This window comes from Amycolatopsis sp. NPDC102522, assembly GCF_055584485.1.
On sequence record NZ_JBVJLY010000002.1, the window covers coordinates 586,062 to 608,939 of the forward strand.

The window sequence follows — 22,878 nt, forward strand, 5'->3', positions numbered from 1 at the left end:
CCCGTGTTCCACTCGTCCAGCTTAGTCGTCGTGGTCTGTAGCACGACGTTCCCCGGTCTCGCGTGGTGTTGACGCGTCGTCACAGCTTGAAACGGTCGATGAACCAGTTCGCGACCTGCTGCGTCGCGTCGACGAGGTCGAGGGCTTTGCGCGCCCCGAGGTTTTCGCTCATGCCGTGCGCGATCGCGTTTCTTCGAGCTACCAGGAAGGCGATTTCACGCTTGAGTAGCTCGTCGTCCTGATTGAAGAAATCTGAGAGCTCGGCTCCCCAGGCGGCGTCAAACCGATCAACCAATTCGACGAGCTTACTCGGCGTTGGATTACTGCCACCACGACCGAGCCAACTGGTAGCAAACTTCGCCGTTCGCGGGTCAGACTTGCCACGCATATGGGCCTTACAACACTCGTGGACAACCTGCTCCAAATAGCCGCAAGTACGGACAACAAAGTAACGGACGAGTGATCGTTCAACCTCATCAGACTGATCTCGGGAAGGTTCAGCTATCAGGAGCTTGGTAGCTTTCAGTGATACCTGCAAGGCGGTTATCGTTCGCGGAGGCCATGGTTCATTGGTCATTATCAAGCTTCCGAGAAGTGGTCTGTTGCGATTTTCAGCCGCATTTTGACGTGACTCTCCGAAGAAACGTCCTGAGTGGTGGATATTCGCATATCAGGATCATCGCGCAACTTTTCCACGACACCGCGAACGGACTCTGCCGAGATGCTGGGATCCCGGTTGATTCGACGAAGAACACCCACGAAGATCGCTTCGGCCCACGCCACGTTCATCTGTTTGGAGTATGGCCGTAGCGCAGCTCGACCAACCGCATCTGCCAATAATTCGGCAACAACAGTGAACTGCGTTGCAACTTTCTTACTGTCGAATCCCTGAAAGCTTCGATGTTCGGCTACAAATTTATTGAGATATTTCTTCAGCGGTTGCCGATAGGGCTCCACCGAAAGGTAGAGCGACAGGATTCTCAAGATCAACTCATGATCGCGAACTCGGGGCGATTTGCGCCCATACAGCAGCCGCCACGGTGCCATCTGGTTCAATCGATTGACAAAGTCGACGAACTCGCCGGAGTACAACGCCATCCGGATTTCATGCGGGGTAAGTTGAGTACCACCAGCGTTAAGCCGTTCGAATATCTGGTAGATCGCTTCCAGCGATTTCTCACTGCCGTCGGTTGTGACGATCGTCGCCTGAATGAAGGTGTCATCGACCAGCCTGCGCTGTTCCTCGTCGAGGGCGTTGTAAGTCAGGTCGACATACGGCTTCGAAACATTCTTCAGAGCGAACGAGCTACCCGCATGGATACCCCGGTAAAAGTACTGCAGCGTACGCAGGCGTTGCTGGCCGTCGAGGACCAGGTAGCGCTTATCCGGCTGCCGGATAAGAAAAATTCCGGGGATAGGATATCCTAACAGCAAAGACTCGATGAAACGGTCCATCTGGGGCCGATTCCAGACAAAAGAGCGTTGGAAGCCCGCAGACTCGACTCGCGCATCCTCCTGGCCGAACTGAGGAATGAGAATACTGTCCTTGTTAAGCCGCTGCACCAGCCCGGCCACGTCGAAATCCTGCCCGGAATAGCTTACCGTCAGCGGCTGCGCGTCGGCCCGGAGCAGGTCCGCACGTTCCTCGTCGGTGAGGTCCACGGCTTCGCTGACCTCTGTACCGGACTCATCCATCGTTGGCACGCTTGCGTGCCTCCTCTCCCTCGGCTACGCAGCCGTAATCGTACCCAGTCGATCTTGCGCTACATAGGTCGCCTGGCATCACTCGTATGGCCCAATTCCCCGGCTGGCCGGTGACGGCAGAACTACCGGTTAATTGAGCCTCCACAGGGCGCTCAACGAGGATAGAAGTTGCTCCTGGCGTTCTTCCAGGATGGCCGGCGTCCAGTCCGGTTCGTCGAGAACCTGCATCGTGAGAAGGAACGGCGAAGCCGCCGACTTGCTGAAGTACTTCGTCTTCTTGACGTCGAAATCGTAGTTACTGGCCTGCGCGTTCTTCCTTCGCGGTAGCAGAACAAGATTGGCTAGCCGGTGCACCCAGTATGCACGTTCCTGAACGGTGAAGGCGGATTCCCAAGAGCTGTCCACGGCAGGTTTCTGCGGCAGCACATGCTCCACCGTGATCAGCGGATGGTCATAGATGGCGCCGCCCGCGGACAGCGCGGAATCGAGCCGGAGAAGTACGTAGAGGCGCACGCGGGTGACGGTGTAGATCTCCTTGTTCAGCCTCGCAAAAGTCTCCGCTCGCTCGAATTCGTCGAGCTGAAGCGGTGATGTGCCACAGAAGAGATCGAGATCCTTTGCGATGTGGTCGAGGACCCGGCCGTAGCGCTCGACGCGGCGAGTGATGTCCACACGTCGGATGAGCATGCTGGCCGCCAGTCGTTCGAGATCGGCGAGGAACCGACAGAGGGTCTGCGAGTCAGCGGTCGGCTTGCTCAGATAGCTGATCGCGGGAGGTACCCAGTCGGTGTTGTCCAGCAGCTTGAGCCAACCCAGCAGTCGGTTGACCTCGCCGACTCCGGTTTCCGCCTTGTAATCTCTGCGGGTGACGATCTCGAACGCGTCTGACAGGGGAACAAGGATGTCGTCGATGAACTTCCTGCCGTCAGGAACTTTGGACAGAACGGCGGATCTGAATTCCTTGAGGATCGACTCTCTCGCCTTGGTCTTCGCGTACACCATGCGGATATGGGAGAAGAGATCGGCGAAGTCGGTCCGTCCCAAGTCCTCTTCTTCAGACTCCCACTTGGTGTTGTAGGCGTCCTGATCCGCGTCCGGGATTGCGCCGATGATCTCGGCCTTCAAAATGTCCGTGTGGGTGAGATTGAGCCCGCGCTCGTTCAGGACAGTGAAGATGCGGTAGGCCGATTCGAAGTCTTCGGTCGAGACCACGACGAGGTAGGTGTGCTGGTCTATGAAGGTGACCAGTTGCTCACACTCGTTGCTGCTCAGTTCGGCCAAACGCTCGAGGAGGAGTAGTGCGTTCTGCACGATGTTGCGCTGGCTGTCGGAATGAGAAAAGGTGGTCAGCGAGGCCAGCGTGGAGATGCCGTCGCGCTCTTGGATGTGCTTCTCGAAAAAGCCTTGATCGAGATCTCGCAGCCGGAGGCGGGGCTGATCGACGGTCCGTTTGATCGGATCGCCTTTTTGGAACAGGCGCGCGTCGAGCGAGTTCGCGAACGGTTCGGAGACGTTTTCCCGGAGCACGCTCAGCAAGATGGCCAGGGTGGTCAGCCGCTGCTGTCCGTCCACGACCTCGGCCAGCGCTGCGTCCTCCGCTTTCACCAAGACGATACTTCCGAGGAAGTACGGATCAGCCTCGTTGATCGACGCCTTGGCCGAGGATGCCGCGAGAAGATCGTCGAACATCTCGCCGGTCTGTTCTGTCGTCCAGGCGTACGGACGTTGATAACGCGGGATGGTGAAGTGGTAGTCGTCCGTGAAGATGTCACCGACAGGATGTTCCGCCGCTTGGATCTTTGTCCTGGCCATACGATCATTCTCGCGATCTGCCCTCAAGCTGTTACAGAACGGCGATCAAGCCACGTCTGACTGACGAAGACCGTCCAGAAACTCCGGCCGCAGTACCACCCGTTCGTGATCGCCGAGGATCTCGACCAACCTGCCGGACAGTCGTGGTGCGTCACGGGGCGCGTCGGACGGGCAGAGTAGCCACAGTCCGTGCGGCTGCTCCGCCGGACGGCGAGCCGCCTTCTGCAAGTCCGTCAGCAGCTTGTGGCCACCGGCGTCGAAGTACCGGCCGAGGAGACCAGCGTTATGGAGGAACAGAATGCCGCGCGGACCGGCTTCAGCCGCACTCTTCTGGAGCTCAACACGTACTCGCTGCCACACAACGGAAACATAGGAGGCGAGCCCGCGCGGCACCAAGCCGTGGCTGTCCAACCGCGCGTCCGCGGCCAGCACTTTGGTCCAATCCTGGTTCTTCTCACCAGCCAGCTTTCTGAACTCCGCGAGGAACAGTCTTCCGATGTCCCGACGTACCGCACCGAACTCGTTCGCCATCGCTACGGCCACTCCCGGCGCCAGCTTCGCCCGCACGGTCAACGCCAGGAACGCCCCGCGCTCAGCTGCTTCGTGCAGGTGAGCGGAGAGCCGCTCGTTCGGATCGCGGCCGGTCGCCACCGCGATGGCGTCCACCGATGAAAGCTGATTGGACGACTGTGAAGAAGTGCCCAGTTGGCGCCAGGATTGATTCGGTGGCAGAAAACGTGCCGTCGTCGGGTCGTACTCAAGCTGACTGCCCGCCTGCCGCAAGGCATCCTGTACCTGCAAGTAGGTGGGATTGCCCAGTTCGATGTCCGGGAAACGCGTGCGCACCCTGCCAAGCAGGCCTTCCAGCGAGATCCCAGCCGCACGCAAGCCGGCCGCGGCCTGGGTGATCCGCAACGCGCGAACGAAATCGAGGTTACGAGGGTAAAGCTCGAGCCGTCGCGAGGCGGCCGCGGTCTGGCTCATCGCGGCGGCCAATGCCACCAGGCGCGTGTCTGCGAGCGGACGCAGCCCTTCGGGCGGAGATATCGCACGTAGTGTGCGTAGCACGGTCGCTGAGCTGGGCAACGGGTCTATCCCAGCCAACTCTTCAGCCGCGTTGCCCAGTGCGACGGCGTAGTCGGCCAATTCGTTCGGCGTGGGATCGTCCGAACCATTCAGGGACTCGCAGGCGATCAACACCGTACTTCTACGCAGCACAGCTAGGCGGGGTTCCTCGGACTCGTCGTCGGTGGCTGGCGCAAGCTCGGCTTCCACGGCCGCGCGTACCACTGCAAGAGCGTCTTCGAGGGTTCGTTGAGAATCTTCGCTCACCGCACCGTGGCGTGCTCGCAACTCCGCAGCGAGCTCGCGCGCAGTGGCGACTCGGCCCAATTCATCCGTGATCCCGGCCAGCTCCCGACGGATCGGTATCAGCCAGTCCGTCGCGCGCCAAGCCTTGATCGCTTCGGCGTAGGCCCGCGACACACTTGGCTGAGTCATGCCAAGATGCGTAGCCACCACCTTCTGGGTCGGCCACTCGTCAGGCAGAGGGTCCACGCCCTCCGGCGCCGGCAAACCCAGCACCAACCGCACGACTTCATGCTTTCGGGAGTTCTTCCGTCCCCGTTTAGGGGTCAGCTGGCCAGCTAGTTCGTCGACCCCGAGGTACGCCGTGTCCAAGGGTGACTCAAGCGGAGCCGGCGGCTCGGTGGGCTCGGTCGTCGCGACCGCTCGGAGCAGCCGGGCTGTCCACTGCTTGTGCCGCTTGTTCAGCTCACGCCGGATTCGCGACCCCGCTCCCCTCGCCCGCACGATCTTGTACAGCGGAACCTTCAACAGTTCCCCGACGGTCGCGGCATCGTGTTCAGTAGCCACCGAGACGGCCTTGGGAGACAAGCCAGCCGCTTGCAAGGGTGTCTCCAGGGTTGCGGTTTCCGCAGCGTCGTCGCGCGCTTGTTCGACGTCCGCAGGGCTGGCGACGTCGATAGTTGCTGTCGCGGGGGTCGTCGCCGGCGCTGTGGCCTCAGCTGCGGTGAACACGGCTCGCCAAGCGTCTTCGAGCTGACGCAATGTGTCGAATCTACGTCCTGCTTCCCGATGCAGTGCGCGTCGGAAGAACGACGTGAGTCCGTCGCTCAGTGCCGGCTCGAACATTTCCGCAGCGAAGACCGGCGTCTCTTCCTGGCCCATTTCCGGTGCGGTGAGATCATCACCCCAGCGTGGGCGTTCCCCGGTCGCCATCTCGTACAGGGTGACTGCGGCGGCATACCACTCAGCGTGTGCGTCGAATTCGGGGCGCCGTGCGGTGCCGATGAACGGGTCTAGATAGCCGCGCGTGCCAGCTGTGGTCTTGGTGAGCTGCACCGCGCTCAGCGAGAAGTCGAACAGTTTAAGTTGCTTGGAGCGGTCTGCCCGCAGGTAGATACCGAGGTTGTCCGGCTTCAGGTCGCGATGCCAAATTCCCGCCGACGCGAGCTGGTCCAACGCCGAGAACAGGTCGGCACCGAAGCGCTCGAGTTCGTGGTAACTGAGCCGACCCTCTTCCCGTAGGCGCTTGCCGAGCGAAATCTCGCCCGCATACTCGAGGTCAAGCACCGTGCGTCCCGCGATTTCGAACGGTTCACCACGCAGCTTCACGATGTAGCCACCGCCGACCTTGCGCAGCGCTTCGGCTTCCTCGTGCAGGTGTTGGGCTTTCGCCTGGTCCAGACCGACCTTGAACACGCGTTCTTCGACGCTGACATCACCGTTGTCATCTTCGATCAGCCGCTCGACCAGCAGCGCACGGGCGGTTGCGCCCGTGCCGAGCACTTTGCGCACTGACCAAACCGCGTTCAGCGATTGGCCCGCGGTCGCGGTTAGCGGATCGATCTCCGTCGTGGTCGGAGTCGGGCGTTCCGGGACGGATTCTTCTTCAGCGTCGTCGAGTTCCTGAAGAAAGGCGTCCGCCGAATCGAGGCGATGTGCGATGTCACTTCGAGTGGCATGGTGGATCAAGGCATCGAGTTCGTCGGGCAGACCGTCGTCCACGGCGACGAGATGAAGACCCCCGTCGCTCGCCAGCCTGGCTTTGAGATCCGAGCGCTGGGCAGCCGGTGCCTGACCGGTGAGGATCAGATACGCGACCGCACCGATTCCGAACACGTCGAGGTCCACAGGATCCGGATAAGCCTGGTCGCTTTCCGGGGCCAGATAGCATTGGGCTGTGTCTTCGATGAATGCGCCGTCCAGCGAGGAGTCGCCGATCGAGCGCAGGCTGCTCGTCTCGAAATCACGCGCGGCGGTCTGCCAATCAGTGAGCCGAAGGACCGGGGACGAACCGTCTTTCCTGCAACTCACATACACCGATCGTGGAGACAAGGCCCGGTGGTACAGCGACCGCTGATGTGCGTACCTGACCGCTTCGGCCAGTTGGCGGACAAGGTCAAGCCGCGTTTCCGGCTGGATTGCCTTACCGAACGTCGTCAGGTAGTCGGCAAGCCGCAGGTCTGACTCGGCGTGCCGGAACAGGATCGCCGGCCGTCCCTGGTGTTCCTTGAACTGCACCGCCTGAACGATGCCGCGATGACTGATGCCCTGCAGTACCTGATACTCACGGAGCGCCGCTCGATGGGCCTTCTGTGCGTCCGTCGCGCTCGAACCTTCGCTGACCAGGTAAATCCGGAGACGTCCCTGTTCCGATACCTGCCTGTCATCCCGGACTGCCAGGCGGTCTTCCCAGAACGACCCGGTGTCCAGGGGCCGGGAAGCGAGTTTCCAATCGTCCGCGTAGCGAAGATGCGCTGAACCTGCCCGGATGCCGATTTTGGTCAGCAGCCGATTCAGGTCACGGGCGAACTCCGGAGTGATCCGGTTCGCCTCACGATGCGGCGGGCGTGCCAGGAGATCGTCCCAGAGCGCTGGTAGACCGTTGGAAACGTCTCTCGCGTACACACCCGGCCGCTGGAACTCGTCCAGTTGGCTTTCGAGGCCGGGATCAGTAAGGAACACCGCGGGCTCGATCCACGGGATCCGGTGCTTGATGCCAAGGGCCTGGGCCGCTCGCTGAAGCTGGCCCTTTAGTTCCTTGGACTTCAGATCCGTCAGGTGTAGCGGGTTGGGCAAGGTGCGGATCTTGCCTGTGCCCTGGTCGTGGACACGCCAACTGGCACCGGTGTTCGTCACTCGTCCGGGATGAGCTTTCAACTCTAGCAAGTACAGGCCGCCAGGAACAGCGATGAGCAGGTCGCATTCGTTGATCCGGCCGGAAGCAGCGGTGAAAGAGAAGGTCGCCCAAGCACGGTACGGCTCGGTGTCGGGCATGAGCTTCCTGATGAAGTCCAGCCCATCCTGTTCCCAGTGGAATTCGGATTTCTTGGGCTGGAACCAGCGCTGGACTTCCTGTCGGGGGCCGCCCGTGATGTTTTTCGGGCTATCCGCATTCACCACGGTCGAAGCTCCCGGTGCTCGTGGGGCAAGTAACCAGTCGATGCTACCCGTATACCACGTCGGAACTTGCCCGGGCGTCTTGCCCTCCCTGCGTCATTTGCCCGAGCTGCAAGCATGATAGCCGCCAAATGCCAGGTGCCGTTACCACCCCGCAGCGGTCCTAAGTGCTGGGCCTGCGAAGTTGTTCCACCAACGCGCCCCAGCGTGCTGGTGCGTCTGGCTAACACCGGAACTCCATCCCCGTCAAGCCGCAGTTCGCGGGTTCGATGCTCGCCGGAACCGACCTGAAGTCGGCCCCGCTCAGCAGTCGCACTACGCGCAGGAAGCTTTGTGGGCTTTCGACAGGGGTCAGCTTCTTGCCTGGTCAGACATTGAAGCGGAACTCCACCACGTCGCCGTCCGACATGATGTAGTCCTTGCCCTCCATGCGCACCTTGCCCGCGGCACGGGCGGTGGCCATGGAACCGTTCTCGATCAGGTCGGCGTACGAGACGACCTCGGCCTTGATGAAGCCACGCTCGAAGTCGGTGTGGATGACGCCGGCGGCCTGCGGGGCGGTCGCGCCCTGCGGGATCGTCCAGGCGCGCGACTCCTTGGGGCCCGCGGTCAGGTAGGTCTGCAGGCCGAGGGTGTGGAAACCGGCGCGCGCCAGCGAGTACAGGCCCGGCTCCTGCTGGCCGACGGACTCCAGCAGCTCGCGCACGGACTCCTCGTCGTCCAGTTCGAGCAGCTCGAACTCGACCTTCGCGTCGAGGAACACCGCGTCCGCGGGGGCGACCATCTTGGCCAGCTCTTCGCGACGGGACTCGTCGGTAAGGATGCCTTCGTCGGCGTTGAAGACGTAAAGGAACGGCTTCGTGGTGAGCAGGCTCAGCTCGCGCAGCACCTCGAAGTCGACCTCCTTCTGCGCCTGGAACAGGGTCCGGCCCGAGTCGAGGATCTCCTTGGCCTTGAGCGCGTTGTCGAGGGCGGGCTTGGCTTCCTTCTTCGTCCGCGCCTCCTTCTCGAGCCGGTGCAGCGCCTTGTCGAGCGTCTGCAGGTCGGCGAGGATCAGCTCGGTGTTGATCGTCTCGATGTCGCTCGCCGGGTCGATCCGGTCGTCGACGTGGATCACGTCCGGGTCGTCGAAGACCCGGACGACCTGGCAGATCGCGTTCGCCTCGCGGATGTTCGCGAGGAACTTGTTGCCGAGCCCGGCGCCCTCGGACGCGCCCTTCACGATGCCCGCGATGTCCACGAAGGACACGACGGCGGGCACGGTGCGCTCGGAGCTGAACACCTTGGCGAGTTCGTCCAGCCGCGGGTCCGGCAGCGGGACGACGCCGACGTTGGGCTCGATCGTGGCGAACGGGTAGTTCGCGGCGAGCACGTCGTTGCGGGTCAGCGCGTTGAACAGGGTGGACTTGCCGACGTTGGGCAGGCCGACGATGCCGAGGGTGAGACTCACGGGCCAGAAGTCTACGTGCCGCCCATCACCCCATCCGCCGAGGCCTTGATCGCCGTGTCGGATTTCCGCCAGCCGGGCTCTCGACCTGGTGGCACGATCGACGTCATGACCGAACAGACCTTGGCCGAACGGGCCGTGTGGCGCGACACCGAACGGTGTTACCGCGCCGTCGCCGCCCGCGACTCCCGGTTCGACGGGCAGTTCATCATGGCCGTCGCCACCACCGGGATCTACTGCCGCCCGTCCTGCCCCGCGTCGACGCCGAAGCAGCAGAACGTCCGCTTCTACCCGACGTCGGCCGCGGCGCAGTCCAACGGCTTCCGCGCCTGCCGCCGCTGCCTCCCCGACGCCGTCCCCGGCTCGCCCGACTGGGACATCCGGGCCGACCTCGCCGCACGGGCGATGCGGCTCATCTCGGACGGGACCGTCGAACGCGACGGCGTCCCGGGGCTCGCGCGGCGGCTCGGCTATTCCGAACGCCAGCTCGGGCGCGTCCTCACCGCGGAACTCGGCGCCGGGCCCCTGGCGCTGGCCAGGGCGCACCGGGCGCACGCCGCACGGCTGCTGATCGAGATGTCCGGGCTCCCGCTGACCGACGTCGCGTTCGCGGCGGGTTTCTCCAGTGTCCGGCAGTTCAACGAGACGATCCGCGAAGTGTTCGCGACGACGCCTTCGCAGCTTCGCGCGGCGAGCCTGCGTCGCGGACGACGCAGTGTCGATCAAAGAAATGCCTTGGAGACGCCGACCGGGACCCGGCTGAGCCTGCGGCTGCCCTTCCGCAAACCATTCGACGCGGCCGGGGTGCTGAACTTCCTGGCCGACCGGGCCATCCCGGGCGTCGAGCACGTGACGCGCGACGATTCCGGGGTGACCGGCTACGGACGCACGCTGCGGCTCGCGCACGGCTCGGGCGTGGTGTGGCTGACCATGAAGGACGACCATGTCCGCAGCGACCTGCGGCTCACCGACCTGCGCGACCTGAGCAGCGCGGTGGCGCGGGTACGGCGGCTGCTCGACCTCGACGCCGACCCCGAGGCGGTCACGCGGGTCCTCGGGGCCGACCCGGCGCTCGCGCCGCTGGTCGAGGCGATCCCGGGCATCCGGGTGCCCGGCGCCGTCGACGGGGACGAACTCGTGCTGCGCGCGATGTTGTCCCCCGCCGAGGCGGCGTCGCTCGCCGACACCCTCGGCGAGCGCATGCCCAGCTGCGACGAGTCACTGGAAGGGCTGACCACGCTGTTCCCGACGGCGGCCCAGGTCGCCGAGCACGGCCCGGAACGGGTGGCCGCGGTGGCCCGCGCGCTGGCGGACGGGGTTTCGGTCCACGTCGGCCGCGATCCCGAGGAATTGCGGGCCGAGCTGCTGGAGCTCCCGGGGATCGGGCCCCGGACCGCGGACTACGTCCTGATGCGCGTCTTGGGCGCGCCGGACGTCCTGCTGACCGGTGATCCCGCGCTGCGCCGGGGAGCGGCCACGCTGGGCATCACCGACGACGAAACGACGCTGGCCGAACGCGGACGGGCCTGGCAGCCCTGGTCCTCGTACGCCGGCATGTACCTGTGGCGCGCCTGAAAGGAAGACAATGAGCATCGCGTATTGGTCCACAATGGACACGAAGATCGGCCCGTTCACCGCCGTGGTGGCGGGTGACGGGGCCGTACTCGCCTCGGGTTGGACAGGAGACGTCGGCGAACTGACGCCGCTGATCTCGCCGTCGCTCGCCCCCGGCGAGGTGCAGCAGCGACGGGACCTGGGGCCGGTGAGCACCGCGATCCGCCGGTACCACGGCGGCGACCTGGACGCTGTCGCCGACATCGAGGTGCGGCAGCGGTCCGGCGCTTTCCGGGAGCACGCTTGGGAAATGCTGCGGAAGGTGCCCGCGGGTGAGCCGGTGAGCTACGCGGAATACGCGGCGCTGGCGGGGAACCCGTCGGCGGTGCGGGCGGCCGCGTCGGCGTGTGCGAAGAACGCGGCGGCGTTGTTCGTGCCGTGCCACCGGGTGGTGCGGACCGGCGGTGCGGTGGGGAACTTCCGGTGGGGTGTCCCGGCGAAGCAGTGGCTGCTGAGCCACGAAGCCGCCTGATCCCGCATCTTCCGCGTGCTGCGAACGGTCCGCTCGCAGCACGCGGAAGAGGTCAGGCGGCGTGGATTTCGACTGAAGAGCCCGTACGCGCCTTTCGGATCCGCAGCCGGGTCGGGATCCGCTGCCGCAGTTCCTCCACGTGCGAAACCAGCCCGACCACCCGTCCCCCGGCGCGAAGCTCGTCGAGGATGTTCATGACGATATCGAGCGTCTCGGCGTCCAGCGTGCCGAAGCCTTCGTCGATGAACAGCGTGTCCAGTAGCGCTCCACCGGTCTCGGCGGCGACGACGTCGGCGAGCCCAAGCGCCAGTGAGAGCGACGCGAGGAAGGACTCACCGCCCGAAAGCGTCTTCGCGGGCCGGATGGTGCCGGAGTAGTCGTCGAGCACGTCGAGCCCGAGCCCGCCGCGGGTGCCCCGGGCACCGGCCGCGTCGGAGTGCACGAACGAGTAGCGGCCCTGGCTCATCGTCCGCAGGCGGGCGGTCGCCGCGACCGCGACCTCCTCCAGCCGCGCGGCGAGGACGTACGAGCGCAGCGACATCTTCCGCGCGTTCTGCCCGCGTCCGTTGACCACCTCGGCCAGCGCCTTCAGCTCCAGGTACCGCTCTTCGACCGGCGCCAGTTCCGCCATCAAGGACGTCATCCGCTCGGCCAGTTTCGCCAGGTCCGCGTGCCGCGAAGCAGCCGCCCGCAGCGCCACGAGCGACTGTTCGGCCTCGCCACGGGTGTCTCGCGCCGCTTCTTCGGAGGCCGCGACGTCGATCTCGTCCTCCGGCGAGATGCCGAAGAGTTCCGGCTCGGCGAGAGCCCGCTTCTCGGCCTTCTCCATCGCCTTCGCGTCGGCGAGGCTGGTCTCCAGTTTCGTGATCTGCTCGTCCGGCCTCGACGCGGCCCGCATCTCGTCGAGATCAGCGAAACCCTTGGCCCGCAACGCTTCTTCGACCAGTTTCGCTTGCTCGTCGCGACGCTCGCGAGCACCCACGACACCGAGCCGTGCTTCGGCGAGCGCGTCGAGGCGGGTCGCGAAGCTGAGCAGGTGCCGCCGCCGGGCGGCGACGTCGGCGAACTCACCGCGCGCGGTTTCCAGCCGCCGTTCTCGTTCGGCCAGCCGTTCCGTGAGGCTTCGGACCTCGGTCCCGGCCTCGGCCGCCCGCTGTCCGGTCACGCGACGACGTTCGGTCAGCTGCTCGGTCTTCCGTTCCAGGTCGAGGAGCCGCCGGTCCAGGACGGACTTGCGACGAGCCGTTTCCGACAGCGACGCGACCAGATCCCGCGCCTCGCCGAGTTCGGCCCGCAGCGCCTCGGCGGTGCGCTCGCCCAACCGCTCGATCAGCGCCTTCAGCCGTCCTTCGGCTTCCAACAGCGAGGCCTGCGCCTTCTCACGTCGCTTTTCGGCCTGTTGCTCCGCGACTTCGGCGCGGCGTTCGTCCTCGGGATCGACGAGACCGCCGGTATGCGTGGCGGGCGCCGGATGCTCGGTCGCCCCGCACACCGGGCAGTCCTCGCCCGCGGCCAGTCCGGCGGCGAGTTCGGCCGCCATCCCGTCGAGGCGGCGCTCACGCAAGTCGAGGCGATGCTGCCGCGCTTGCTGATGGCCGTCGACGTCGTCGCGGACCAGCCCACGCGCCTGCTCGACGGCCACCTCCGCCCGAGGTACCTCGTCGGCGTCCCGGACCAGCGAGGTCAAATCGTCGAAACGGGTGCGGGCACCGTCGAGTTTCGCTTCGGCTTCGGCGGCCGCGAGCGCCTCGGCGCGCACCGCGGCGATCTTCTCCGGCGCGGATTCGAGTTCGGCGGCGAATTCCTCAGCCTGCTTCGCCGCCTCCTTCGCGGCGGTGCTCAGCTGATCGCGGCGGATCAGTTCTCGTTGCTGCTGCTCACCTTCCGCCACGAGTTCGGCCAGCGCGCCCGCTTCCTCGCGCAGCGCGCCGGCGCGAGCGCGAAGCTCGGCGGCGGACCTGTCCGCGGCGTCAGGCACTTCCCGGGTCCGGAGCGCTTCCGCGGACTCCGCGGCGGCGAGCTGGTTCGAGCGGCGTTCGAGCAGATCCGCCTCCGCGACGACACCCGCCGCGCGATGGGCCGCTTCGACCTCTTCCGCCCACTCCGCGCGCTGATCCGCCTGCTCGGCGATCGCCGAAAGCCGCGTGTACGCGGTGCGCACCCGGCGGATCCGCTCGGCGGTGGACCGGTTCTCCTGCCAGGCGGCCTCGGCCGTCTTGGCCGCCGCGCGAGCCTTCGTGTCCCGTTCCTGTGCCTGTTCGACGCGCAGCGCCGACTCGGTGAGCACCGCCTCGACCCACTCGGCCTGTCCCTCTTCGGGTGCTTCCTGCTGGGCGACCTGCGCGAACCGCGCGACCCACTCCCGCAGCGACTGCTGCCGTTCCTGCAACTCGCGGCCGCGCTCGGCGCGCAGATCCGCGAACCACTTCTCGACGTCGGAGAACCGCTCCGTGCCGAACAGCCGCTCCAGCAGTTCCTCGCGCTCGGCCGTGTTCGCCCGCAGGAACCGCGCGAACTCGCCCTGCGGCAGCAGGACCACCTGGAAGAACTGCTCGTGCGTCATGCCGATGAGCCGCTCGATCGTGCGCGCGACCTCGTCGATCCGCGTGATGCCTTCGGCGACGTGCCCGGCGGGCACCGTGCCGACCCAGCTCAGCACCGCCTTCGCCTGCTGGAGGGTCATTCCCTCGCCCCGGCGCTTGGGCCGCTGGTACTCGGGGTTGCGCGCGATCCGCATCCGCTGGCCCTGCACGGTCAGTTCCAGGACGACCTCGGTGACCTGGTCGGGTTCGGCGAGATCGCAGCGCAGCCGCTTCACCTCGCCGCGAGCGCCGGGGACCGTGCCGAACAACGCGAACGCGATGGCGTCGAGCAGCGTCGTCTTCCCCGCGCCGGTGTCGCCGTGCAGCAGGAACAGGCCGTCGGCGCCGAGCACGTCGAAATCCACCACCTCGCGGCCCGCGTACGGCCCGAAAGCGGCGACCTCCAACCGGTGCAACCTCATACTTCGCGCTCCCTGCCCGCGGCGCCCAGTGCCGCCAGCACCAGCCGCTCCTCGCTCCCCGACGGCGAGGAGCCGCGGCAGTCCTCGAGGAAACTGCGGGTGATCTCGACGTCGGATCGTCCTCGGACGGCTTCGGCGTACTTCAGCGCGGCACCGTCGTGCCCGCCTTCCGGCTGCCAGTCCATGTGCACGGCGTACGGGAACCGCTCGCGCAGTTTGCGCATGGCGTCGATCGGGCGGACCCGGTCGGTGACGGTGAAGGAGAGGAAATGTTCGGTGAGGCCGTCGTGTTCCGGATCCGACAGGAGCTCGTCCAGCTCTCCGCGGAGCATCGCGAGGTGCCGCGGAACCGGCAGTTCGTGACGCCGGACCTCGGCCAGCCCGTCGGCGTCGAGGTCCACCAGCCAGACCGATTTCCGTTGGCGTGTCTCGGAAAACGAGTACGCCAGCGGGCTGCCCGAATAGCGCAGGTGCTCGGCGAGGGTCTGCGGGCCGTGCAGGTGGCCGAGCGCGACGTAGTCGACGCCGTCGAACACCGAACCCGGCACCTGCTCGACGCCGCCGACAGCGATGGTCCGTTCGGATTCGGTCGGCTCGCCGCCGGTGACGAAGGCGTGCGCGAGCACCACCGACCGCGTTCCGGACGGCCGGGCGGCGAGATCCGTTCGGATCCGCCGCATCGCCTCGGTGAGGACGCCGGTGTGGCCGCGGGCCTCGGGGACGCCGAGGGCGTGGCGCGCGGGCTCCGGTTCGAGGTACGGGATGCCGTAGAGGGCGACGTCACCGTGTTCGTCGGGCAGCAGCACCGGTTCGGCGAGACCGGCGATCGTGGCGCGCAGGTACAGCCCGCCCGCCGCGGCGAATTCGGCGAACGCGCCCAGCCGCGGGGCGGAGTCGTGGTTGCCCGGCGTCATCACCAGCTTCGCGCCTGCCTGGCGAAGCCTGCCCAGTGCGGTGGTGGCCACGCGGACTGCCTCGGCCGAGGGCACCGCGCGGTCGTAGATGTCCCCGGACACCAGCACGACGTCGACCGACTCGGCGACCACGAGGTCGGCGAGATGGCCGAGCACGGCTTCCTGTTCGGCTAGCAGATCGGCGCCGTGGAAGGTGCGGCCGATATGCCAGTCGGACGTGTGCAGGAGCTTCACGCAGCCCAAAATAGGGCCGCGCACCGGCCTGGAACGGGAGGCGCGCCCTTGGCGCCCCTGCGCTTTCCGACACGCCGGGGACGGCGCAGGTCAGATACGGAGCGCGATCGAGCCGTCCGGTTTTTGTCGGTGGGTTCCGCCATGATGTCCCCGACTCGGATCCGAGGGGAGGTACCGGTGGCGACGGTGATCACCACCGCGGCCGTCGTGCTCGCGTTGTTGCTGCTCGTCGCGGTCGCGCTGCTGTGGCGGCTGTACAACGACGGCATGCGGCGAGCGGACGCGGCGGCGAAACTGGTCGACGCCGAGCGGTCGAAGGCGGATCAGCAGCAACTCGCGCTACGCCGGTACGAGGTCGCCTTCGCCTCGATCAGCGGCCGGGGCGAGCTCGGCGAGCAAGTCCTCCTGGAGACCGCACGCGCGCTCGGGCTCCGCGAGGAGCTGCACTTCACGCTGCAGACGGACCTGGCGGGCGGCGGCGCGGCGAAACCGGACATGGTGCTGCGGGTCGGCGGCGGGCGGACAGTGCCTGTCGACGCCAAGGCGAGCATGGCCTGCTGGGCCGAGGCCGTCGAAACGAACGACCCCGAAGAACGGCTGGACGCGCTGCGCGTCCACGTCCGGCAGATCCGGTCGAGGGCGGCCGAACTGGCGGGCAAGGGCTACCAGCGCTGGGCCGACGCGATCTACGGGACGATCATGTTCGTCCCGTCCGACGCGGCCGTGGTGGCCGCGCTGGACACCGACCCGGAACTGCTGCGCTGGATGCTGGACAGGCGGGTCTTCCTCTGCGGGCCGACCGGATTCGCCGTGCTGGCGTCCGCCGCGCTGTTCGCCGCGACCGAGCGGGCCCTGGTCGAGGACGTCGAGCAGGTCCGGGCGGGTGCCGCGGCCGCGCACCGGGCCGCGGGCAACGCGGTCGACGCGCTGAACCTGTCGAGCACCCATCTGCAGCGCTTCATCTCGGCCCGCCGCCGGGAGCTGGACGCGCTCGAAAGCTTCCGGAGCACGGTCTCACCGCTGACGGACGCGGCGGGCAGTCCCGCGCCGGTGCCACTGATCAGGAAGGCGGACGAACTTCCCGCCTCGTGAGGCGGGAAGCACGCATTCGGACGTCGGTTTGTGAGTGATCTCGTGAGTGATAACGACGGTTAGAACAGTCCTAACCGCTCACGAGGGAAGTTCCCTACCTGCGATTTCCGGAATCGGAGGCTCCGTTTCGGCCTCGTTGACAACCTTGTCGCACCCCTACGCGTAGTACCTCTGGAAAGCACTCGGGCAGTCCGTCCGGGTGGTCCGGAATGACCACTACCAGGCGATAGACATACCGCCTGTTGGCGGTATGTCCGCAGCTTGGATATACGGTGGGGCCTGTGACCGCGATTCGCGATCGCCAGAGCGATCCTGATGCCGACGACGTTCCCGTAGCCTGGGACGAGCGTCCGCTCGTCGGCGCCAGGCGCGGGCTGCCCTGGTGGGCCGCCGTCCTGGTGGGCTTCGGGCTCGCCATCCTTGGCGCCTTCATCGACATGATGACGCAGAAGGACCTGGGCCTGCTGTTCAAGATCTTCTACGCGCTCGGCGCGGTGGTCGCCGTGGTGGCCGTCCAGCGCCGCGGGCTGTTCGGCCCGATGGTGCAGCCGCCCCTGGTCCTCGCCGTGACCGTCCCGGGGGTCATTCTGCTGACCTCGGACAACAGCAAGGGCTCGGATCTGCTCGAAAGAGCCTTCGACATCGGTACACCGCTGATCAACGGGTTCCCGACGATGGCCATCACCACCGGCGTCACCTTGGCGATCGGCTTCTTCCGGATCTACCGCGAACGCGATCCCGACGCCCCGGTGAAGGTCAAGCCGGGTGCCAAGCCGGAACGTCGCGACGACGCCAAGCCCGCGGCCCGTCCCGCGGCCGCCGCGCCGGCCCGTGGCCGTCCGGCGTCCCGGACCGGCCAGACCCCGCCCCCGCCGTCACGCCGCGGTGCCCCGAGAGACGGCGCTCCGCGAGACGGTGCGCCGCCCCGCCGCCGCCCGCCCGCCGAAGACGAGCGGCGTCCCCGCCGCGACGCCGAGCCAGGTGCCCGCAAACCGCCGCCCCCGGGACGCCAGCCCCGCCGGCCGCGGCCGGAAGAGGGTGGCGAACCCCGCCGCCGTGACCCGCGCGGCGAAAGTGCTCCCGGTGCCCCGCGCCGCCGTCCGCCGCGTGCGGACGACCCGCGCCGCGGTGGGCAGCCGCCCCGCCGCCGCCCGTGGGACGACGAGCGATAGCAAGGGACCTTTGCTCTCGCCTGAGCCTCTGAACAGCGAAAAGGGCCGCCCGAGGAACTCCTCGGGCGGCCCTTTTCGTCTTCGGAAGCCTCAGGCCCTGCCGACCTTCTTCAGCTCGTGCGGCAGCGCGAAAGCGATCTTCTCGTTCGCCGTGGTGACCTCGTCGACGTTGCCCCAGCCGCGCTCGGCCAGCCACGCCAGCAGGTCCATGACCAGCACCTCCGGCACCGAAGCGCCGCTCGTGACGCCGACGGTCTCGACACCTTCGAGCCACGCTTCGTCGACCTCGTGCGCGAAGTCGACAAGGTGCGACGCGCGCGCCCCCGCCTTCAGCGCGACCTCGACCAGCCGCTTCGAGTTGGACGAGTTCGTCGAGCCGACCACCAGGACCAGGTCGCATTCGGCGGCCATGGCCTTGACCGCGACCTGACGGTTGGTGGTGGCGTAGCAGATGTCGTCGCTGGGCGGGTCGGCCAAGCCGGGGAACTTGTCCCGCAGCTGATCGACCCGCTCCATGGTCTCGTCCACCGAAAGGGTGGTCTGCGAAAGCCAGATGACCTTCGACGGGTCGCGGATCTCGACCTTGTCGACGTCCTCGGCGGTGTCGACGAGCTGCACCTTGTCGGGAGCCTCGCCGGCGGTGCCTTCGACCTCTTCGTGGCCTTCGTGGCCGATCAGCAGGATGTCGTAGTCGTCCTTCGCGAACCGGTTGACTTCCTTGTGCACCTTCGTCACGAGCGGGCAGGTCGCGTCGATGGTCCGCAGATTGCGCTCGGCCGCCTCGGCGTGCACCGCGGGCGAGACGCCGTGCGCGGAGAACACCACCAATTCGCCTTCCGGCACCTCGGAGGTCTCGTCGACGAAGATCACCCCGCGGTCGCGCAGGGTCTCCACGACGTGCCGGTTGTGCACGATCTCCTTGCGCACGTACACCGGTGCGCCGTAAAGCTCGAGTGCCTTTTCCACGGCGATGACCGCGCGGTCGACACCCGCGCAATAACCACGAGGCTTGGCGAGCAGGACACGTTTGCCACCTGCCGGCACACCGGACTCGGTGATCGTCGGACTGCCGGCGGGCGTGATTCCGGGACTCGCAGAACTCATGACCTCCAGGGTACGGGCTGCCCCGGGGGCTCCTCGCACTCACGTTCAGGTGACCAGGAAACCCCTCGAAAGTATGTGCGTGGAGTCACGTCCTGTGAACCTACGTCCCCGTTCGGTTGGGCAGGATGGACCAAATACGGCAGGCTAGAGGTATGAAGCCTCTCCCGCTCCCCCTCCGGGTCGCCGCGGGCCTCGCCGTCACCACCGCCGAGCGGGTTCGCGAACTTCCCAAGCAGCTCACCGGGCTCCCCGTCACGGTGGTCAGCCAGGTGCTCCAGTTCTCCATGCGCGTCCAGCAGCACGTCACCGAACTGGCGATCAAGGGTGACGACGCGCTGTCCGGCCTTCGCCCGGTCGAGGACACCCCCAGCTGGGCCACCTTCGACGAAGATCTCCCGCCGGACCTCGGCGAACGCCGGTACGAACGCGACTCGTGCGTGATCCCGCTACGGGAAGACGCCGAAGTCCCGGAGCCACGTGCCGAGGTGAACGGTCACCTCGGTGTTCTCGATGAACTCGAAGGGCTCACCGAAGACCCGTGGGCCGAGGAGGAGCGCGCGCTCGCCGAGGACCACGCCGACGGCGAGTTCGACAGCGTGAGCGCACCCGTGACCTCGGGCCCCGCCGGGCTGGACGACTACGACACGCTCACCCTGCCGCAACTGCGCGCCCGTCTGCGCCGGTTCGATCTCGCGCAACTGGAAGAACTGCTGACCTATGAACGGGCGAACGCCGACAGGGCGTCGTTCGTCGGCATGCTCGCGCGCCGCATCGGGAACGTGAAGAAGGCCGAGAGCGACGGCGACGACACCGGCAGCGCGGAAGGCCAGTGACCGCCGAGCCCACTTCGGCCGCGGCGGGCCCGTCCACCACCGCCGAGAACCCGTGGCCGGTCCGCACGGTCGCCCGCAAGGTCGGCGAGTGGATCAACCGGCTCGGCGTGGTCTGGGTGGAGGGTCAGGTCACGCAGATCTCGGCCCGGCCGGGCACCAACACCGCCTTCCTGACCCTGCGTGACCCGTCGGCGGACGTCTCGATGTCGGTGACCTGCCCGATGGGCCTGCTGCGCGCGATCGACCCGCCGCTGCGCGAGGGCGCGAGCGTCGTGGTGCACGCCAAACCGACGTTCTTCATGAACCGCGGGTCGTTCAGCCTGCGCGCCAACGAGATCCGCGCGGTCGGCATCGGCGAGCTGCTCGCGAGGATCGAGCGGCTGCGACGGCTGCTGGCCGCCGAAGGCCTGTTCGCACCCGAGCGCAAACGCAAGATCCCGTTCCTGCCCAAGGGAATCGGGCTGATCACCGGCCGCGCGTCCGCCGCCGAACGCGACGTCCTGGTGAACGCGCAGGCTCGCTGGCCGCATGTCGCGTTCAAGGTGATCAACACCGCCGTGCAGGGTTCGCTCGCCGTCCCGCAGATCCTCCAGGCACTGTCCAAACTGGACCGCGACCCGGACGTCGACGTCATCGTGATCGCGCGCGGCGGCGGCAGCGTGGAAGATCTCCTGCCGTTCTCCGACGAGGCATTGTGCCGCGCGGTCTCCGCTGCGGGGACCCCGGTGGTCAGCGCCATCGGGCACGAGCCCGACACCCCGCTGCTCGACCACGTCGCCGATCTCCGCTGTTCGACGCCGACCGACGCCAGCAAGCGGATCGTGCCCGACGTGCGCGAGGAGACCCAGCGCGTCCGCCAGATGCGCGACCGTGGCCGCCGCGCCCTGCACGGCTGGGTCGACACCCAGGTCAGGCTGCTGAACCAGACGCGCAGCCGTCCCGTGCTCGCCGACCCGCTCGGCCCGATCCAGCGGCGCTCCGACGACGTTGAGATCCATCGCGAACGTGGTCGCCGCGCGATGCTCACCCTGCTCGCCAAGGACCAGGCCGAGATAGCCAGCGCCCGCGCGCGGCTGACCGCGCTCGGCCCGGCGGCGACCCTCGAACGCGGCTACGCGGTGGTGCAGTACACCGACGCCGAAGGCAACCTCCAAGTACTCCGGTCCGTCTCCGAGGTCGTGGACGGCGCGAAACTGCGCGTCCGCGTGGTCGACGGCGCGCTCGGCGCCGTCGTCTCGGGGGAGCCGGAGGAGGGCCGTTGACGGCGAGTTTCCTGCCTATGACCGTCGACGCCGCGATGCGCGCGGACGCCCCGGAGGTGCTGCGCAACGCGCTGCTGACCGACCGCGCCGCCGGGGAATGCTGGACCGTCCTGCTCGCGGGCTGCGAGTTCGCGACCAAACGCGGCCTCGACGCCCAGTTGCGCAAGCTGTCGGAGGCCACCGCGGAACACGTCGGCACCCGATGGTGGTTCGCGGACGGCGCCGTGCACCGGAAACGGGTGGCGAGAGCACAGGAGAACCTCGTCGCGGCGATCGCGGAGGGTGACGGCCAGGAGTTCGCTCTCGCCTTCGTGGGTTACGACAACGCCATGGCCGGCGCGGTAGTGTGCGCGGGTATCGGCAAGCACCGACGTCCGGTAGAAGGAAGCACAGCGTGAGCAAACCCGGTGGCGACACCGCCGAACTCGGCTACGAGCAGGCCCGCGACAGGCTGGTGGAGGTCGTCCGCGAACTCGAAGCGGGCGGGCTGTCCCTGGAACAGTCGCTGGCCCTGTGGGAGAAGGGCGAGCAGCTGGCGAAGGTCTGCGAGCACCACCTCGATGGCGCGCGCGAGCGGATCGAGGCCGCGCTTTCGTCGGTCGAAGAAGAGACCGGCAACGGTCAGTGACGTTCACCATGCTCCTGAGCCACCGAACCACCGTGGGTATCTGAGAGACTGGGACCCCGCCGAGTTCCCTGATCCGGGAGGCAGCATGCCCACCCCCACCTCGTCCGCCAGCTCTTCCCGCCGCCGTGAAGCGCCCGATCGCAACCTCGCGATGGAATTGGTCCGCGTGACCGAAGCCGCCGCGATGGCCGCGGGCCGCTGGGTGGGGCGCGGGGACAAGATCGGCGGGGACGGTGCCGCCGTGGACGCGATGCGTCAGCTGGTCTCGACGGTGTCGATGCGCGGCGTCGTCGTCATCGGCGAAGGCGAGAAGGACGAAGCCCCGATGCTGTTCAACGGGGAAGAGGTCGGCAACGGCGACGGGCCGGACTGCGACGTCGCGGTCGACCCGGTCGACGGGACGACCCTGATGGCCAAGGGCATGCCGAACGCGCTGGCCGTGCTCGCGGTCGCCGAACGCGGCGCGATGTTCGACCCGTCCGCGGTCTTCTACATGGAGAAGCTCGCCGTCGGCCCGGACGCCGCGGGCAAGGTCGACTTGGCCGCCCCGGTCGCGGAGAACATCCGCCGGGTCGCGAAGGCCAAGAACTCCAGCGTCTCCGACGTCACCGTGTGCATCCTGGACAGGCCGCGCCACGAACAGCTGATCAAGGAGGTCCGCGAGGCGGGCGCCCGGATCCGCTTCATCTCCGACGGCGACGTCGCCGGCGCGATCGCCGCGGCCCGGCCGAGCACCGGCGTCGACATGCTGCTCGGTATCGGCGGCACCCCCGAAGGCATCATCGCGGCCTGCGCGATGAAGTGCCTCGGCGGCGAACTGCAGGGCCGTCTGTGGCCGAAGGACGACGCGGAGCGCGAGAAGGCGCTGGCCGCGGGCCACGACCTCGATCGCGTGCTCGGCAACGACGACCTCGTCCGCGGCGACAACGTGTTCTTCTGCGCCACCGGTGTCACCGACGGCGACCTGCTGCGCGGCGTGCACTACCGCGCGGGCGGCGCGACCACCCAGTCGATCGTGATGCGCTCGAAGTCCGGCACGGTCCGGATGATCGACGGCTACCACCGGCTGACCAAGCTCCGCTCGTACTCGTCCGTCAACTTCGACGGCCACCTCGACGACTCACTGGAAGTCGACGTGGTTCCCCCGCTCCCCTAAGGAGA

General features: G+C 67.1%; 17 protein-coding genes. 9 read left to right on the forward strand and 8 right to left on the reverse strand.

What is annotated here, in order from left to right; genetic code table 11:
* Positions 1 to 79: 79 nt before the first annotated feature.
* The 5 genes from ACZ6YV_RS08600 to ychF all read right to left on the reverse strand — a co-directional run bounded on the left by ACZ6YV_RS08600 (position 80) and on the right by ychF (position 9,391).
* Positions 80 to 577, reverse strand: a complete 498-nt coding sequence (locus ACZ6YV_RS08600) for a HEPN domain-containing protein (protein ID WP_465509021.1) — start codon at positions 575 to 577, stop codon at positions 80 to 82.
* A gap of 2 nt (positions 578 to 579) precedes the next feature.
* Entirely contained in the window at positions 580 to 1,695 is a 1,116-nt protein-coding gene (locus ACZ6YV_RS08605) for a DUF262 domain-containing protein (RefSeq protein WP_465509022.1), read from the reverse strand.
* Between the two features lie 138 nt (positions 1,696 to 1,833).
* The gene (locus ACZ6YV_RS08610; protein WP_465509023.1) at positions 1,834 to 3,516 is read right to left on the reverse strand and encodes a DUF262 domain-containing protein; all 1,683 of its coding nucleotides are present in this window, start codon (positions 3,514 to 3,516) and stop codon (positions 1,834 to 1,836) included.
* A gap of 45 nt (positions 3,517 to 3,561) precedes the next feature.
* Complete coding sequence (gene pglW, locus ACZ6YV_RS08615; protein ID WP_465509024.1) at positions 3,562 to 7,944, reverse strand: BREX system serine/threonine kinase PglW; 4,383 nt, start codon at positions 7,942 to 7,944, stop codon at positions 3,562 to 3,564.
* A 364-nt stretch (positions 7,945 to 8,308) separates the two neighbouring features.
* Positions 8,309 to 9,391, reverse strand: a complete 1,083-nt coding sequence (gene ychF, locus ACZ6YV_RS08620) for a redox-regulated ATPase YchF (protein ID WP_378239815.1) — start codon at positions 9,389 to 9,391, stop codon at positions 8,309 to 8,311.
* A 105-nt stretch (positions 9,392 to 9,496) separates the two neighbouring features.
* Between ychF and ACZ6YV_RS08625 the strand changes: the two genes are divergently transcribed.
* Both ACZ6YV_RS08625 and ACZ6YV_RS08630 read left to right on the forward strand, forming a co-directional pair.
* Positions 9,497 to 10,963, forward strand: a complete 1,467-nt coding sequence (locus ACZ6YV_RS08625; protein ID WP_465509025.1) for a DNA-3-methyladenine glycosylase 2 family protein — start codon at positions 9,497 to 9,499, stop codon at positions 10,961 to 10,963.
* Positions 10,964 to 10,973: 10 nt separating this feature from the next.
* Positions 10,974 to 11,474, forward strand: a complete 501-nt coding sequence (locus ACZ6YV_RS08630; RefSeq protein WP_465509026.1) for a methylated-DNA--[protein]-cysteine S-methyltransferase — start codon at positions 10,974 to 10,976, stop codon at positions 11,472 to 11,474.
* Between the two features lie 52 nt (positions 11,475 to 11,526).
* On the opposite strand, the gene ACZ6YV_RS08635 is transcribed toward ACZ6YV_RS08630, so the two are convergent.
* Positions 11,527 to 14,478: an AAA family ATPase gene (locus tag ACZ6YV_RS08635; RefSeq protein WP_465509027.1), complete on the reverse strand. Its 2,952-nt coding sequence runs from the start codon at positions 14,476 to 14,478 to the stop codon at positions 11,527 to 11,529.
* Positions 14,475 to 15,626 carry an exonuclease SbcCD subunit D gene (locus tag ACZ6YV_RS08640; RefSeq protein WP_465509028.1) on the reverse strand — a complete coding sequence of 384 codons (1,152 nt, stop codon included), beginning with the start codon at positions 15,624 to 15,626 and terminating at the stop codon, positions 14,475 to 14,477. The genes ACZ6YV_RS08635 and ACZ6YV_RS08640 overlap by 4 nt, the downstream gene beginning before the upstream one ends.
* A gap of 177 nt (positions 15,627 to 15,803) precedes the next feature.
* Here ACZ6YV_RS08640 and rmuC point away from each other — a divergent pair, with 177 nt between their 5' ends.
* Together rmuC and ACZ6YV_RS08650 are read left to right on the forward strand one after the other, a co-directional pair.
* Positions 15,804 to 16,718, forward strand: a complete 915-nt coding sequence (gene rmuC / locus ACZ6YV_RS08645; RefSeq protein ID WP_465509029.1) for a DNA recombination protein RmuC — start codon at positions 15,804 to 15,806, stop codon at positions 16,716 to 16,718.
* 281 nt (positions 16,719 to 16,999) lie between these two features.
* Positions 17,000 to 17,890, forward strand: coding sequence for a DUF6542 domain-containing protein (locus ACZ6YV_RS08650; protein ID WP_465509030.1), 891 nt, complete (start codon positions 17,000 to 17,002; stop codon positions 17,888 to 17,890).
* 90 nt (positions 17,891 to 17,980) lie between these two features.
* On the opposite strand, the gene ACZ6YV_RS08655 is transcribed toward ACZ6YV_RS08650, so the two are convergent.
* Positions 17,981 to 18,994, reverse strand: coding sequence for a 4-hydroxy-3-methylbut-2-enyl diphosphate reductase (locus tag ACZ6YV_RS08655; protein WP_378239808.1), 1,014 nt, complete (start codon positions 18,992 to 18,994; stop codon positions 17,981 to 17,983).
* Between the two features lie 152 nt (positions 18,995 to 19,146).
* Here ACZ6YV_RS08655 and ACZ6YV_RS08660 point away from each other — a divergent pair, with 152 nt between their 5' ends.
* The 5 genes from ACZ6YV_RS08660 (at position 19,147) to glpX (ending at position 22,873) form a co-directional block, all read left to right on the forward strand.
* Positions 19,147 to 19,827 (forward strand): lipid droplet-associated protein, encoded by a 681-nt coding sequence (locus ACZ6YV_RS08660; RefSeq protein ID WP_465509031.1) that lies wholly within the window; start codon positions 19,147 to 19,149, stop codon positions 19,825 to 19,827.
* Positions 19,824 to 21,089 carry an exodeoxyribonuclease VII large subunit gene (xseA, locus tag ACZ6YV_RS08665; RefSeq protein WP_465509032.1) on the forward strand — a complete coding sequence of 422 codons (1,266 nt, stop codon included), beginning with the start codon at positions 19,824 to 19,826 and terminating at the stop codon, positions 21,087 to 21,089. The genes ACZ6YV_RS08660 and xseA overlap by 4 nt, the downstream gene beginning before the upstream one ends.
* Complete coding sequence (locus tag ACZ6YV_RS08670; protein WP_465509033.1) at positions 21,086 to 21,487, forward strand: hypothetical protein; 402 nt, start codon at positions 21,086 to 21,088, stop codon at positions 21,485 to 21,487. The genes xseA and ACZ6YV_RS08670 overlap by 4 nt, the downstream gene beginning before the upstream one ends.
* A complete protein-coding gene (locus ACZ6YV_RS08675; RefSeq protein WP_465509034.1) occupies positions 21,484 to 21,717 on the forward strand; it encodes an exodeoxyribonuclease VII small subunit in 234 nt (77 codons plus the stop codon). Before ACZ6YV_RS08670 ends, ACZ6YV_RS08675 begins: the two co-directional genes overlap by 4 nt.
* Positions 21,718 to 21,802: 85 nt before the next feature.
* Complete coding sequence (glpX, locus tag ACZ6YV_RS08680) at positions 21,803 to 22,873, forward strand: class II fructose-bisphosphatase (RefSeq protein ID WP_378239803.1); 1,071 nt, start codon at positions 21,803 to 21,805, stop codon at positions 22,871 to 22,873.
* Positions 22,874 to 22,878 lie beyond the last annotated feature (5 nt).